General features: G+C 43.9%; 13 protein-coding genes. 9 read left to right on the forward strand and 4 right to left on the reverse strand.

Annotation, left to right across the window (positions count from 1 at the left end):
* Position 1 precedes the first annotated feature (1 nt).
* From FJQ87_RS11955 to FJQ87_RS11975, 5 genes are all read left to right on the forward strand, one after another.
* Positions 2-457, forward strand: coding sequence for an NUDIX hydrolase (locus tag FJQ87_RS11955; protein WP_140932821.1), 456 nt, complete (start codon positions 2-4; stop codon positions 455-457).
* A gap of 256 nt (positions 458-713) precedes the next feature.
* Positions 714-1826 (forward strand): tRNA 2-thiouridine(34) synthase MnmA, encoded by a 1113-nt coding sequence (gene mnmA / locus FJQ87_RS11960; protein ID WP_140932822.1) that lies wholly within the window; start codon positions 714-716, stop codon positions 1824-1826.
* Between the two features lie 6 nt (positions 1827-1832).
* Entirely contained in the window at positions 1833-2450 is a 618-nt protein-coding gene (gene hflD, locus FJQ87_RS11965) for a high frequency lysogenization protein HflD (RefSeq protein WP_140932823.1), read from the forward strand.
* A 30-nt stretch (positions 2451-2480) separates the two neighbouring features.
* Positions 2481-3848, forward strand: coding sequence for an adenylosuccinate lyase (gene purB, locus FJQ87_RS11970; protein ID WP_140932824.1), 1368 nt, complete (start codon positions 2481-2483; stop codon positions 3846-3848).
* A gap of 92 nt (positions 3849-3940) precedes the next feature.
* Positions 3941-5071, forward strand: a complete 1131-nt coding sequence (locus tag FJQ87_RS11975; RefSeq protein ID WP_140932825.1) for a cupin domain-containing protein — start codon at positions 3941-3943, stop codon at positions 5069-5071.
* Positions 5072-5197: 126 nt separating this feature from the next.
* Here FJQ87_RS11975 and FJQ87_RS11980 read toward each other — a convergent pair whose 3' ends face one another.
* Positions 5198-5647: a DUF4826 family protein gene (locus tag FJQ87_RS11980; RefSeq protein ID WP_140932826.1), complete on the reverse strand. Its 450-nt coding sequence runs from the start codon at positions 5645-5647 to the stop codon at positions 5198-5200.
* A 276-nt stretch (positions 5648-5923) separates the two neighbouring features.
* Between FJQ87_RS11980 and FJQ87_RS11985 the strand changes: the two genes are divergently transcribed.
* From FJQ87_RS11985 to FJQ87_RS11995, 3 genes are all read left to right on the forward strand, one after another.
* Positions 5924-6955 (forward strand): Glu/Leu/Phe/Val dehydrogenase, encoded by a 1032-nt coding sequence (locus tag FJQ87_RS11985; protein ID WP_140932827.1) that lies wholly within the window; start codon positions 5924-5926, stop codon positions 6953-6955.
* A 164-nt stretch (positions 6956-7119) separates the two neighbouring features.
* Positions 7120-8136: an IS110 family transposase gene (locus tag FJQ87_RS11990; protein ID WP_140932828.1), complete on the forward strand. Its 1017-nt coding sequence runs from the start codon at positions 7120-7122 to the stop codon at positions 8134-8136.
* A gap of 374 nt (positions 8137-8510) precedes the next feature.
* A complete protein-coding gene (locus FJQ87_RS11995) occupies positions 8511-8861 on the forward strand; it encodes a hypothetical protein (protein ID WP_140932829.1) in 351 nt (116 codons plus the stop codon).
* 65 nt (positions 8862-8926) lie between these two features.
* Here the strand turns inward: FJQ87_RS11995 and FJQ87_RS12000 are convergent, their stop codons facing one another.
* Entirely contained in the window at positions 8927-9370 is a 444-nt protein-coding gene (locus FJQ87_RS12000; protein ID WP_140932830.1) for a PliI family lysozyme inhibitor of I-type lysozyme, read from the reverse strand.
* 170 nt (positions 9371-9540) lie between these two features.
* On the opposite strand from FJQ87_RS12000, the gene FJQ87_RS12005 reads away from it, so the two are divergent.
* Positions 9541-10743, forward strand: a complete 1203-nt coding sequence (locus tag FJQ87_RS12005) for an IS256-like element ISSod4 family transposase (protein WP_140932831.1) — start codon at positions 9541-9543, stop codon at positions 10741-10743.
* Between the two features lie 38 nt (positions 10744-10781).
* Here FJQ87_RS12005 and FJQ87_RS12010 read toward each other — a convergent pair whose 3' ends face one another.
* Together FJQ87_RS12010 and FJQ87_RS12015 are read right to left on the reverse strand one after the other, a co-directional pair.
* A complete protein-coding gene (locus FJQ87_RS12010; RefSeq protein WP_140932832.1) occupies positions 10782-11201 on the reverse strand; it encodes a MarR family transcriptional regulator in 420 nt (139 codons plus the stop codon).
* Between the two features lie 207 nt (positions 11202-11408).
* A complete protein-coding gene (locus FJQ87_RS12015) occupies positions 11409-14471 on the reverse strand; it encodes an FAD-binding and (Fe-S)-binding domain-containing protein (RefSeq protein ID WP_140932833.1) in 3063 nt (1020 codons plus the stop codon).
* Positions 14472-14510: the final 39 nt, after the last annotated feature.

The raw sequence follows: 14510 nt of genomic DNA on the forward strand, positions 1-14510 counted from the left end.
CATGACAGAACGCTATCGCCCCAATGTGACTGTTGCCTGCGTCATTTATTGCCAGCAGCACTATTTAGTCGTAGAAGAAATAATTGATGGCGAGCAGCGATTTAATCAACCCGCAGGCCACCTTGAAGCTCATGAGAGTCTCGAGCAGGCCTGTTGCCGCGAAGTGTTTGAAGAAACGGGGCTTAAGATTAGTCCAAGTCATTTAGTCGGTATTTATCAGTTCAGTGCCAGTCCTGAACTTGCTTTTTTGCGCTTTACTTTTGCGCTTGAACTCACTGAGATGACAGTGCCTGCGCCGCAAGACTCACAAATTCGCGCCGCCCATTGGCTTGATTATGCCAGCATAGTGGCACTTAAGGATAAGCTGCGTAGTCCCTTAGTACTCAAATCCATCGATGATTTTCGCCAAGGGCAACACATCGACTTATCGCTCCTTAACTGTGATGACTTAGTCTAATCCTTATGTCCACATCATGTTTAACAGCCAACACTTAGCGCCAAAGATATTGCCCGAACACTGAGCTCGGATATCAGAACAGCGCGCAATAGCCGTTGCCAGCAAAGCATGCTAGAATACGCCACCGTTTTTATTGGCTTTAACCACTCATTTGCGCCAGTCAATAAGGCTTAAGTTTCACCGTAAACGTAAGCACTAGCGCTAAGATTAATGCCACTAAACTTTGTTTATTGATTTATTTTTCAGGTTTGATTTCATGACAGAAAGCACTTCAACAAAACCCCTTAAAGTCATTGTCGGTATGTCCGGCGGTGTTGACTCATCGGTATCTGCCTATCTTCTGCAGCAACAGGGTTATGATGTCGAAGGCCTGTTTATGAAGAACTGGGAAGAAGACGACACCGATGACTATTGCGCCGCCACTGACGATCTTAAAGATGCGCAGGCCGTGTGTGACAAACTTGGTATTAAGCTTCATACCGTCAACTTTGCCGCTGAATATTGGGACAATGTTTTTGAATATTTTCTTCAAGAATATAAGGCAGGTCGTACGCCTAATCCCGATATCATGTGCAATAAAGAAATCAAATTTAAGGCATTCTTAGAGTTTGCTGATGATATTCTTGATGCCGATTATATTGCCATGGGTCACTATGTACGCCGCCATGATAGCCAAGGTCATACCCAGATGTTGCGTGGTGTTGATGGCAATAAAGATCAAAGCTATTTCCTATATACCTTAAACGAGCAGCAAGTCGCTCGCAGCTTATTCCCTGTGGGGGAATTGGAAAAGCCTGAAGTACGCCGTATCGCTGAAGAACAAGGCCTAATTACTGCCAATAAGAAAGACAGTACGGGAATTTGTTTTATCGGTGAACGTAAGTTTAAAGATTTTTTAGCGACTTACCTTCCAGCCCAACCAGGCAATATCGAAACCCCAGAAGGCGAAGTCATTGGTCGCCATGAAGGCTTGATGTACCACACCTTAGGCCAGCGTAAAGGCTTAGGCATTGGCGGCATGAAAAACAGCAATGATGACCCTTGGTATGTGGTCGATAAAGATGTTGAGCGCAATGTGTTAATCATAGGCCAAGGCCATGAACATCCGCGTCTGATGTCTGTTGGTATGGAAGTCAACCAACTGCATTGGGTCGATAGCAAAGGTCCTAGCGATGGTGCCCGTATCAGCGTTAAGACCCGTTATCGCCAGCAAGATGTAGCTTGCCAAGTACAGATATTGGATGAAGGCCGCATTATCGTTCGTTTCGACCTCCCAGTGAGTGCCGTTACCCCAGGACAATCTGCTGTGTTTTATGATGGCGAAGTTTGTCTTGGTGGCGGCATTATTGACGCGTTAATTAAAGAATAAATCACAGTGAGTGACGCCATCATGGAACGTATTCAGGCCTTTGCGGGCCTGCTTCAAGCGGTCGCAGAAGTTCAACACTTATCTCGCCACGGTGAATCCGATAAAGAGATGTTGGCCGCCAGCCTCAACAGCATTTTGGTCACCAACCCAGAGTCGGTGGCCGATGTCTATCCCGATAAATTTTCACAGCGCCGTGGCATGCAGCTCATTCAGAGCCAATTAGGTGAGCAAGGCAATAAAGATGTCGAGCTTACACGCTATTTAATCGGCATTTTGGCATTAGAGCGAAAATTAAGCCGCAATCCAAAAGCCTTAGGCATGTTGGCCGAGCGGATTAATCAAGTCGGAAGACAACTTCACCATTTTGCTATTACTGATGAGCAGGTTATTGCCAATTTAGCCTCGATTTACAGTGATATCATCAGCGAATTAGGGCCTAAAATACAAATAACAGGTAACCCTAACTGTCTGCAGCGTCCCTTGGTGCAACAGAAAATTCGTGCCCTACTCTTGTCAGCTATGCGTAGCGCTGTGTTATGGCGACAACTCGGTGGCAAACGTCGCCATCTAGTCTTTGCCCGCAAAGCGATGGTTAATGCGGCAACCCAATCTCTTTCCCTTTAATGTTTATTTAGGTTCACCAAGGAGCTTTTCATGGAACTATCCGCACTAACTGCTATCTCCCCTGTAGACGGTCGTTATGGTAGTAAAACCGCCTCACTTAGAGGGATTTTCAGCGAGTTCGGTTTGACTAAATACCGTGTTCAAGTTGAAATCAACTGGTTAAAGCTGTTATCAAGCTGCCCAGAAATCACCGAAGTTCCGCCGTTCAGTGAAACCGCGTTATCCCTGTTAGATGCGATTAAAGATAACTTTAATGAAGCTGATGCGCTGCGCGTTAAAGCCATTGAAGCCACGACTAATCATGACGTTAAAGCGGTTGAATATTTCATTAAAGAAAAAATCGCAGGCAACGCTGAATTAGTCGCCATTGATGAATTCGTTCACTTTGCTTGTACCTCTGAAGACATTAACAACTTATCTCACGGCTTAATGTTAACTGAAGCCCGCGAGCAAATTGTTCTGCCTTATTGCCAACAATTAGTTGACGGTATCAAGAAGTTAGCCAAAGACTACCGTGACGTGCCATTAATGTCGCGCACCCATGGCCAGCCAGCGACCCCATCGACATTGGGCAAAGAAATGGCTAACGTGGCAGTGCGGTTAGAGCGTCAAGTGAAGCAAATCAAAGCCGTTGAAATCATGGGTAAAATTAATGGTGCCGTCGGTAACTACAACGCCCACATTTCAGCATACCCTGAAGTTAACTGGCATGAACTGTCAGAGCGCTTTGTCACCAGCTTAGGCTTGCATTGGAATGCTTATACCACTCAAATTGAGCCGCATGATTACATTGCTGAGTTGTTTGATGCTATCGCGCGCTTTAACACCATCTTAATCGACTTTGATCGCGATATTTGGGGTTACATTGCTCTGGGTCACTTCAAGCAAAAAACCATTGCTGGTGAAATTGGCTCATCAACCATGCCGCATAAAGTTAACCCAATCGACTTTGAAAACTCTGAAGGTAACTTAGGTATCGCCAATGCCATTATGCAGCATTTAGCCGCTAAGTTACCGCTGTCACGCTGGCAGCGCGATTTAACTGACTCAACTGTCTTACGTAATTTAGGCGTAGGTATTGCCCATGCGTTAATTGCTTATCAATCAACGCTAAAAGGCATGAGCAAGCTTGAAGTCAATGAAGCGAACCTGCGTAACGAGTTAGACCATAACTGGGAAGTACTGGCTGAACCAGTACAAACAGTAATGCGTCGTTATGGCATTGAGAAGCCATATGAAAAACTGAAAGAGTTGACTCGTGGTAAGCGCATTGATGCTGAGCAACTGGCTCAATTTATCGATGGCTTAAATCTGCCTGACGCAGTTAAAGTTGAATTAAAAGCTATGACACCTGCAAACTATATTGGCCGTGCAGCACAATTTGTTGACGAGCTATAATAGAGTGTCCTAACCCATTGGCGGCAACCTTAGGGTTGCCGTTTATGTTTTTCAGTGCCAGTTCTTGGCCTCTTGTATTGGTAAATCCATCTATGTATCAACTCCATCTCGATAAAGCTGACTTCCTGAGTCAATACTGGCAACAACAACCTACGGTCATTCGCCAAGGGTTTACTAATTTTGTTGATCCCATCGAGGCCGATGAACTGGCTGGTTTAGCGATGGAAGAAGAAATTAGCTCACGACTTGTGTTTACCGAAGGTGACAATTGGCGCATACAGCAAGGTCCTATCACTGACTTTAGCCAGTTAGGCGAGCAAAATTGGCAGTTATTGGTGCAGGCTGTTAATCATTTTGCAGAGCAAACTCACCCGTTTTGCGACAGTTTCCGTTTCCTGCCTGATTGGCGCTTTGACGATCTGATGGTGTCATTTGCTATGCCAGGCGGCGGGGTTGGTCCACATATTGATAATTATGATGTATTCATCATTCAAGGCAGTGGCAGCCGTCGTTGGACCGTAGGTCCTTTAGGTCAATATCAACAACGCAACAATGATGCCAACAGCCCATTGATTGAAGATTTTGAGCCTATCATAGATACAGTGTTGGCTCCTGGAGATATTTTATACATTCCACCAGGATTCCCGCATCGTGGTTTCACCCTCGAGCCATCCATGAGCTACTCCATGGGCTTTAGAGCGCCATCACAGCAAGAATTGTTAGGTGAACTCGCGGACTATATGCTTGATAACCATTTAGGCCAGCAGCGCTTTGTGTCAAAAAGTGAAACCTTACCAGCCGCTATCTTAAGCGAGCAGCAGCAACAGGGGATCATGCAACTAGTTGCTGATTTAGCAGCCGATCCGCGTCAATATCAATCAGTGCTGGGACGCTTACTTAGCCAAAGCCGTTTTGATCTTGATATTAACGAGATGGAGCCTGAACTCACTGAAGATGAACTCGATGATGCCATCGCAGATGGTGCAACGCTGCAGCGCATTGGTGGCTTAAAGGTATTATTGCTTGAACATGATAATCAGTTGCGACTGTTTGCCAACGGCGATATTTTCCCATTGCCACAAGCGACTCCAGAGCAATTGAGTCAATTGGCCGAAGCTCGCTGTTTAAGCGCTGAGCAACTGACCTTACTGTGTGAGCAAGATGCGATTAAAGCCTTATTATTATCTTGGATAAACGCTGGCTATTATTATTTGACTGAATAATAACATGGTGGATGCTAAAGCTTGCTGTTAATGCAATGCAGACCCATTGAAATCAACATCACTGCCAACCTACATAAAAAGACAGAAGCCTAAGCTTCTGTCTTTTTTGTTATATAAAGCAATAGACTAAGCCCATAATGCCTCATCGTTTTGCATCAGATATAAGCTCTGGGCTCTTGAAATCAATAAGTTGGCAAATTTAGCTTGGGTTTTATCGCGCACAGCGCCCGAGCGAATGAGATTCTCAGCCTTTAATTGCCAATTGAGTGAAAAATGACGTAGCACTTCGCGGGGATTGGCCGCTGCGCCAACTTCAACCACATCCGTAGGTAAGTCACCAGAAATAACCCAGTAGGTTTTTTTAGCCGGTTTAGCGGTTTCCATTTTCCATACAGCAACATAAGGCGCAAGGTAGCGACTCTGATCGACCAGTACCTTACCCGGAATAATGCCTTTTTCGGCTAAAAATCGATTGGCCTTTTGAAATTGTTCACGGACCCAAATTTCACGCTGTTGCTCTAACGCTTGTTGTTGCTCAGGCGTTAATGTTTCCGGAACCGCAGATTTATCAGTCATCACACATTCCTTACTGCTTTTTATTTTGATAACAACATACTGCCTCAAGCCAGCGCTTGCCGCAACAAAACAGACACAAGCAAACCTCATTTAATCGGGTAAATAATCAAGTCATTGATGAAGTTGTTAATGCTGTATAAATATGGCAAGTAAAGTTGCCGAAAAAAGCGCCAAACACTTATCTCTGGGCTTGGTGCGACATTAGCAAAATGTTATCGTTAAGCAAATTCACAACAATCGTCTATCTGTAGGCATTCCACCACAGGGGTATTATCAGTGGCTGTTTTTAATCATGTTTCTTATGATGATCATAAAGAAGTCGTTTTCTGTCACGACCAAGCCAGTGGCTTAAAAGCCATTATTGCCGTTCATAACACTAATCTTGGTCCAGCCTTTGGTGGCTGTAGAATGTGGAACTATCAAAACGATGATGACGCCCTTAATGACGTCTTGCGTCTTTCCCGTGGCATGACCTATAAAAATGCCTTGGCCGGATTGGCTATGGGTGGCGGTAAATCTGTGATTATAGCTAACCCTAAGATCACCGACCGTGAAGCCCTATTTAAGGCTTTTGGGCGTTTTGTTCATAGCTTAGGTGGCCAATATTATTCGGCTGAAGATGTTGGTGTTAGCCCGAAAGATATTATGATTGCCCGTCAAGAAACACCCTATGTAGCTGGGTTAGAAGGTAAAAGCGGTGACCCTTCCCCCTTTACTGCACTTGGCACTTATTTAGGTATTAAGGCGGCCAACAAGCATAGAAATGGTTCCGATAGCTTGGCTGGACTTAAGATTTCAGTCCAAGGCATAGGTCATGTGGGATACCATCTGTGTCGCTATCTGCATAACGAAGGCGCCAAACTGATTGTGACAGATATCAATCAAGCCGCGCTAGCGCAAGTAGCAGCAGAATTTGACGCTAAAGTTGTCGCTCCGCAAGATATCTATCATCAAGAAGTGGATGTGTATTCACCTTGCGCGCTCGGTGCCACTCTAAATGATACGACCCTGCCATTGTTGAAAGCCGGTATTGTGGCAGGTTGTGCCAATAATCAATTGGCTGAATTACGCCATGGTGAACAGTTAAAAGCTATGGGTATTCTTTATGCTCCAGATTATGTAATTAATGCTGGCGGGATTATTAATGTCTCCTTTGAAAATAACTATGATGCCGCGCTATCAACGGAAAAAGTGAAGCAGATTTATCAAACCCTAGAAACTATTTTCGTTCAAGCAGACGCACAAAACCGTACCACTAATTCTGTAGCCGATGAAATGGCACGTAAAATCATTAACGCCGCCGCTTAAGTGTGAACGCGTGTGATTAATAGTCTTTAACTTTCTAGTCCTTTAAGTTAAAAACACTATCTAGCGCTTCGATAATGGCCATAGTAAACCTATGGCCTTAATTAGATGGTCCGCCTCACCCCTAAGCTAAGCTTAGGGTTAGGCAAACAAAGAGGCGAACCATCATGTCTACTATTAAAGTAATTGGGATCGATTTAGGCAAATCTTCTTTTCATCTTGTTGCTCATGACTATAGCGGTCGAGAGCAATTTCGAAAGCATTTATCTCGCGCAAAACTTATTGAGTTTTTAGCTCAAACACCCGCAACAATCATAGCCATGGAGTCATGTGGTGGCTCACATTGGCTCGCTCGAAAGTGCCAGTCTTTTGGGCACGAAGTTAAACTCATTCCTCCGCAGTACGTTAAACCTTACGTTAAAACTAATAAAAATGATTACATCGATGCTGATGCAATAGCGGAAGCATCAACACGCCCATCGATGCGCTTTGTTGGTGTTAAAACTGAAACTGCTCAGGTTATCTCAGTGATCCAACGTATTCGTTCTAGTTACGTAAAAGAGCGTACCGCGTGCATGTCCCGTATTGGAGCTATCTTGCTTGAATTTGGTATGAGCTTCCCTAAAGGGCATAGCAAGATGAAGAGCCTATTTCAATGGCTTGCTTATAGTAAAGAATCTATTCCTCAGATGTTAATGCAGGAGTTGATTGAGCATCACCAATACTATTTACAGCTTAATGAGCGTATTGCAGGTCAAGATAACAAGCTGAAACAGCTTGTCGAGCAAAATGAAGATGCTCAACTGCTTAAATCTATCCCAGGTGTGGGAAATTTAACAGCGAGTCAGTGTTTAGCGGATATCTCCGATGTGGGTCACTTTAAAAATGGACGACAGTTAGCCGCCTGGATAGGGCTTGTCCCACATCAATACTCAACTGGCGGCAAAACCACGCTTTTGGGGATAAGTAAGCGCGGCAACAAAGCGTTGAGGACGTTATTCATCCATGGTGCACGGTCGATTTTATCAAGGCCAGAGGTTGCAGTCGCTGTTTTTGGTGAATGGATTTTGGAGTTAAGAGCCAGAAAGCCATTTAACGTAGCGGTTGTCGCTTTGGCGAATAAGTTAGTGCGGATAGCGTGGTCAGTGTTATCGACCAAGCAAGCATTTGAAGTAAGAGTTTAAGCCGAGTTTGCAGATGATAAAAAAGATGGCAGAACGGTCAGACCACTAGATTGAAGACCTGACATAAAAAACAGCAACGCAGTATGCTTTGGGCTTTTTGAGGACAATCTAGCGCGGAACTCATCGTGGAGCGGGTGGTAGCACCTAATGAAGACTCCGAATACATTAGCGCAAACCAACCTCGTTATCGAAAATATCATTTGCAATAACGAGGCGGACCATACATTTTTATGTCTTGCTTGCCACAACACACGGCCATAGTGGTTCTATCAACATTGCCCTAGTGCCGCTTCAGAATAAATATTTCACAATCATGGCGACCGACTCAAGTCTTTGCTTGAATTAAATCAATACCTAAAAGCTAAGGATTGCGTATGGTTTACTTTGATTATTTTATCAATCAACAAGCACTGAAAATTGAGGCTAGCAATTGGTGTGGACTTGAAAGAGTACTGCTTAATGGCAAAGTAGTCTCATCAAAATTTAATTTCACGAACCAAAGCCAACACAATTTTGAACTCTTAAACGGCCAACAATGCTCATTGACCTTACACCTTGACCCCGTTAGCCAGCAATTGCGTTGCCGGATTTATAAAAACCAACATTTATTAACTAGCTTAGTCCCAAGTGCTGAACATCTTAAAATGAGTCAAAAGCAAACCAAACAAGTCATGGTCATCAGCTCCTTACTCGTACTGTTGACCATGATGTTACTCATGCCATGATATTAAATTTGCTATGCCACTTGCCATCTTGTGGAAGTGGTTTAGTGGTTTAGTGGTTTAGTGGTTTAACATAGCTTAAGCTGCTTACCATCAATACATACTTGGTAGGCTTGACTGTAGTTACCACTACCCGCCGTAGACGTTGTAATAGTTAATTGTGACTGGGCAGCATTAAGGGCCGTTTTAGTAATGAAGCCATCGCGGCTAATCACCAATCCTGATGCTAAGTCCCCGACATTAAGATCTTGATATAAAATCACAGTCATAGTTCCAATCGAGCGAGGCTCATACTGACCTTCACTGACCACCACACTCATACCATTATTCAGCGGCATAGATTGAGAAAAATAAGCCGCTTCAGTATTTGACTCACAAGGTGTGACGCTTACGTCTGTTGCCGCTAAAGGTGCGCCGCTCAACACAGCAATCAAGCCAAAAAATACTCCCCGAATTGATGAAGAAATAGGAGATACTTTACGATCAGGTTCTATTTTGCACAGAGATAACATAATCGACGTCCATGTTGATAGTGAAATGATTGAAATAAAGCTTAGGCGATAAAGAAGTAAAGGTGACAAAGCAGAAGCTCAACTAATCATAGCGATAGATAAACGCTACGCTGGGTAGTGTTCATAATTCTGTGTCATTTCAGTAAAATATTCAAAAACAGGAATGACACATGACCCAACCTTTTAACTTCGAACAAGCCCTTAAAGATCTGCAGTCAGGTAAAAGCCTCACAGGTAAAGACAGCATTCTTGGTCCACTGATCAAGCAACTCACTGAAGCGGCTCTCCAGGCTGAGCTTGAGCAGCATTTAGCGCATGATCCTCTGCCTAATCGTAAAAATGGCAAAACCCCTAAGACCATTAAGCATCCGTCCGGTAACTTTGAGTTAGACACCCCTAGAGACCGCAATGGCACTTTTGAGCCTCAGTTGATTAAGAAAAATCAAACTACGCTAACCGATGAAATCGAACGTAAAGTGTTATCGATGTTCAGTATAGGTATGAGCTATCGCGATATTAATCAACATGTTGAAGATATGTATGGGATCAATGTATCTAACGCAACAGTCAGTGCTATCACTGATAAACTCATCCCCGAACTTAAAGCGTGGCAACAGCGCCCATTAGATAGCCATTATCCTATCGTTTGGCTTGATGCGATACATTATAAAGTCAAAGAGGATGGGCGTTACGTCAGTAAAGCCGTTTACACATTGTTAGCGCTTAATATGAAAGGAAAAAAGGAAATTTTAGGGCTTCATTTATCCGAAAATGAAGGCGCTAATTACTGGCTATCCGTACTGACCGATCTTAATAATCGTGGTGTAAAAGATATTCTTATCGCCTGTGTTGACAGCTTGACCGGTTTCCCTGAGGCGATAGCCAGTATCTTCCCTAATACGGAAACACAGCTAGGTGTTATCCACCAGATCCGCAACTCAATGAAGTATGTCGCCTCAAAACATCAGAAAGCGTTTATGGCTGATTTAAAGCCTGTGTATCGAGCCGTGAGTAAAGAAGCCGCAGAGATGGCATTGGACGAACTGGAGGCCAAATGGGGTGATGCTTATCCGCTGGTAATCAACTCTTGGCGTCGCAAATGGCATAATTTGTCCCATTATTTTAGGTACCCAGAACATATCAGGAAAGTGATTTACACGACCAATGCCGTTGAGGCGGTACATCGCCAATTTAGAAAGCTCACCAAAACCAAAGGTGCTTTTCCTAATGAAAATAGCTTGTTGAAGCTACTTTATGCAGGCATATTAAACGCCTCAGATAAATGGACCATGCCAATCCACAATTGGAGCCTTTGTTTATCTCAGTTAGCGATTTATTTTGAAGGGCGTTTAGATAGCGTGCTAGAAATTTAAAAATTAGCCTGACACAGAATTTTGAACGCCCTCTCACACTATTTCAGTGAGCGATTGATTTTACTTAATAAAGCAATTAATTGAGTTTGCTCTTCTGCGGACAAACTTAGTAAATATTTTTGATTCACTTTGTCAGCCTCATACACCAAATCTTGCTCAAGCGCTTTAGCTTCAACGGTTAAAAATATTTGAAAGGCGCGACGATTGTCGGCTTCTTGATGACGAGTGATGTAGCCCAGCAGCTGCAACTGATCCAATAAACGCGTCATCGTATAGTTGGCGACATCGCAGCGTTTCGACAGCTCAGTTTGACTAATACCTTCTTCCTGCCATAAAGCGAACAGCACAGGCCAAAGCTTAATATCTAATTGATAGCGTTTTAAGCGCTCATCCAATTCATGTTGAAGAGCCACATTAAGGTGACTAATCAAATATCCAAGGTGTTCATAATGCTTCAAAAGTCACCTCCTATCATGTTGCGGCTAACGAGAATTGTCGTTACCAACCAGACCTACATTAGCCAGACAAGTCCTGTGCCCTTACTTAATACTATCAGCTTGCCCGCAATAAACTAGCTGAGATTTTCATTTAGTTTATGGCTTAGCCGCGCCATTTATTTTGCTCTAATGATTCCATAAGCTTGTAAAAAGCTAACTATTACAGCGTTAGCACAAATCCAATAACGCCTCGATTGGATGCCTTGGTCTAAAGTGGGCAAAACGTTTCACTTGGCTACGGCATGAATAGCCAGAGACCAAGATTTGTTCCGCGGGTATTTCAGCTAGGCTCGGCTGCCAAGAAAGGCTGAATAAGGTTTTGGAGCGGTTGATATTCACCAGTTCATGGCCATAAGTGCCTGCCATACCGCAGCAACCTAAATTTTTAACCGTGAGATTGGCACCAAAATGACTAAAAATTTGCTGCCATTGTTTACCAGTTTCAGGCTTTGCCGTGGACTCAGTGCAATGGCTCAACCATACGAAACTCGCTGTTTTTGCTAACGCTTCTTTATCTGTTTTAGATAATAACTTGCTAGGGGTTTTACGGGTAGCCAATACCGTCATTAGCCATTCATTGGCTAGCAACACATTAAAATCACCACGCTTAGCACCTAGGACTTGGCGATATTCATCGCGATAACAAAGCACAAGCGCCGGATCAACCCCGATTAATGGCATACCTAGTTGCGATAACTGGTTAAGAAAATCTGCGCTGTTTTGAGCAATCTTGGCAAACTTTGATAAAAAACCTTTGATATGCGCAGGCTTGCCGTTGGGGGTATATGGCAGTAATACCGGCTTAAGCCCAAGTTTTTCAATTAACAATACCAAGCGATACATCAGCTCAGCATCATAAAAGCTATTAAAAGGATCTTGCACAATAAGCACATAATGATGGCGATCGCGTTCAGCTATGGCTTGTAAATCTTCTAAGTCATACCCTAAACAGGCGTGCCCTTGCAGGCGGTTAACAAGATTAGGTGACGATAAATCTGGAGTATCAACATAACCCAATGTCTGCTTTATCAACCAGCGGCTAACAGTGTTATTGCTTACGGCGTTAACAAGCTTAGGTGTTTTCGCCAGTTCAGCAATGCCATCTTCAAGCCCTGCTACCAGATAATCTTTTAGCGGCCGCTGATATCTTTGATAGTAGATATTAAAAAATTCAGCTCTAAACTTAGGGACATCCACTTTTACAGGGCATTGACTAGAGCAGGCCTTACAAGCCAAGCAGCCTTGCAAGGATGCCATGACTTCATGGGAATAATCGTATTCTTTATGTTTGGCTAAAGAATTACGCCAGCGCGTCCATAAAGGCAAAGGCTTGGCCTTAGCTAATTCAATAACATCAACACCTTGTAACTCAAGTAAGCGTAACCATTCACGCATTAATCCAGTACGGCCTTTGGGCGAATGTATTCTATCGCCAGTCACTTTAAAGGATGGGCACATAGGAGATAAATTGCTGTAGTTAAAGCATAAGCCATTACCATTACAATTCATCACATCAGGATAAGCCTGTTGCACTGCGATAGGGATCTGTCTATCAAAGGTGCCACGCTTAATACTGTCGATATTATATTTAAGCGCTCCAGCGTCTGGTGGATTCACTAATTTGCCAGGGTTAAGCTGATTGTTGGGGTCAAACCAACCTTTAATCTGACGCAATAAGCCGTATAACTCGTCACCAAATACTGCTGGGCCATATTCTCCCCGCACGCCTTTACCGTGCTCCCCCCACATTAAACCGCCGTATTTACGGGTCAATGCGGCCACTTCATCCGACAAGGTTCTCAGTAGGGCTTCATCATTAGGATCGCACATATCAAGCGCTGGGCGCACATGCAAGACACCGGCATCCACATGCCCAAACATACCGTATTCTAAATTTTTACTGTCTAATAATGCCCTAAACTCCAGAATGAAATCCGCTAAGGATTGCGGCGGTACAGCGGTATCTTCGGCAAAGGCAATGGGTTTACGCCGCCCTTTGGTAGCGCCCAATAAACCCACAGCTTTCTTGCGCATACTATAAATTAATTCAACGCTGGCTAAATCATCACAAGATTGCCATCCAAGCACCCCAGGATTGTCTTGCTGTAGCAACTGTTCAAGATGCTTGAGTTTGGCCTCAACTTGCTCTTTATCACCGGCAAACTCCACCATGTTAAGCCCCATGATGGTTTTACCTTCAACCTCGGTAATTAAGGAGGCAATTGAGTGCCAAATGATATCTTGGCGCGCAAGATCCAGCACTTTAGAGTCTATGGTTTCAACCACTGTGGCACGAGCATTAACTAAGGTTGGCGCATGCCTTAATGCAGACTCAAACGAATCATATTTGATATTGACCAGCAAGCGGCATTTAGGCAGTGCCGTTATGTTTAATTTAGCTTCCGTGACAACGGCCAAGGTACCTTCAGAGCCGGTAATGACTCTTGATAAATCAAACACAGTTAACTCATCATTCCATACATGTTTTAAATCATACCCCGTCAAAAAACGATTTAATTCCGGAAACTGCTGCAGGATAAGATTACGCTGCGCTTTACAATGATTTGCTATATTACGGGCTAATGTCTGAGCGATAGGACTGTCTAATTGCTCTATGTAATCAGGGAGCGCAGTTGCAACTATAGGCGATGTATTAAGCACAAATCCATCGCTTAACACGGATGTTAAACCCAGCACATGATCTGAGGTTTTACCATAAACCAGAGAGCCGGCACCCGATGCGTCAGTATTGATCATGCCGCCAATAGTGGCGCGATTGGAGGTAGATAGATCTGGACTAAAGAAAAAACCATAGGGTCGCAGTACATCGTTAAGTTGATCTTTAACTACCCCAGCTTGCACTCTAACCCAGCCTTCGTTGACATTCACTTCCAGCACTTGATTAAGGTAGCGCGATAAATCCATCACTATGCCGTGGGTCAGTGACTGTCCATTAGTGCCAGTGCCGCCGCCACGCGCACTAAAATAGACCTTAGCGAACTGAGGTTGCTTGGCAAGCATTAATGCACGTTGAATATCTTGCTGATTTCTCGGATAAATGACCGCTTGCGGTAAGAATTGATAGACGGAGTTATCCGTCGCCTGCGCTAATCTAGCCGCATAGCTATTATCGATGTCACCGCCCCACTCGCTTGCCAATGCCGTTAAATAGACACTAAAGATGGTTTCTTGGGTGTGTTCGTGAGTAATTCTTGGCAAAGGTTTGGTCATAACGTCAGTGTTAACCTGTGATGTCAGTAAAAGCGCCCG

The sequence above is a fragment of the Shewanella sp. SNU WT4 genome (assembly GCF_006494715.1).
In the GTDB taxonomy this organism is placed as follows: Bacteria; Pseudomonadota; Gammaproteobacteria; order Enterobacterales; family Shewanellaceae; genus Shewanella.

Coding starts and splice junctions, on each gene's coding strand:
- FJQ87_RS11955 (WP_140932821.1), top strand. CDS start 2: ATGACAGAACGCTATCGCCCCAATGTGACTGTTGCCTGCGTCATTTAT.
- mnmA (WP_140932822.1), top strand. CDS start 714: ATGACAGAAAGCACTTCAACAAAACCCCTTAAAGTCATTGTCGGTATG.
- purB (WP_140932824.1), top strand. CDS start 2,481: ATGGAACTATCCGCACTAACTGCTATCTCCCCTGTAGACGGTCGTTAT.
- FJQ87_RS11975 (WP_140932825.1), top strand. CDS start 3,941: ATGTATCAACTCCATCTCGATAAAGCTGACTTCCTGAGTCAATACTGG.
- FJQ87_RS11980 (WP_140932826.1), bottom strand. CDS start 5,647: ATGACTGATAAATCTGCGGTTCCGGAAACATTAACGCCTGAGCAACAA.
- FJQ87_RS11990 (WP_140932828.1), top strand. CDS start 7,120: ATGTCTACTATTAAAGTAATTGGGATCGATTTAGGCAAATCTTCTTTT.
- FJQ87_RS11995 (WP_140932829.1), top strand. CDS start 8,511: ATGGTTTACTTTGATTATTTTATCAATCAACAAGCACTGAAAATTGAG.
- FJQ87_RS12000 (WP_140932830.1), bottom strand. CDS start 9,370: ATGTTATCTCTGTGCAAAATAGAACCTGATCGTAAAGTATCTCCTATT.
- FJQ87_RS12005 (WP_140932831.1), top strand. CDS start 9,541: ATGACCCAACCTTTTAACTTCGAACAAGCCCTTAAAGATCTGCAGTCA.
- FJQ87_RS12015 (WP_140932833.1), bottom strand. CDS start 14,471: ATGACCAAACCTTTGCCAAGAATTACTCACGAACACACCCAAGAAACC.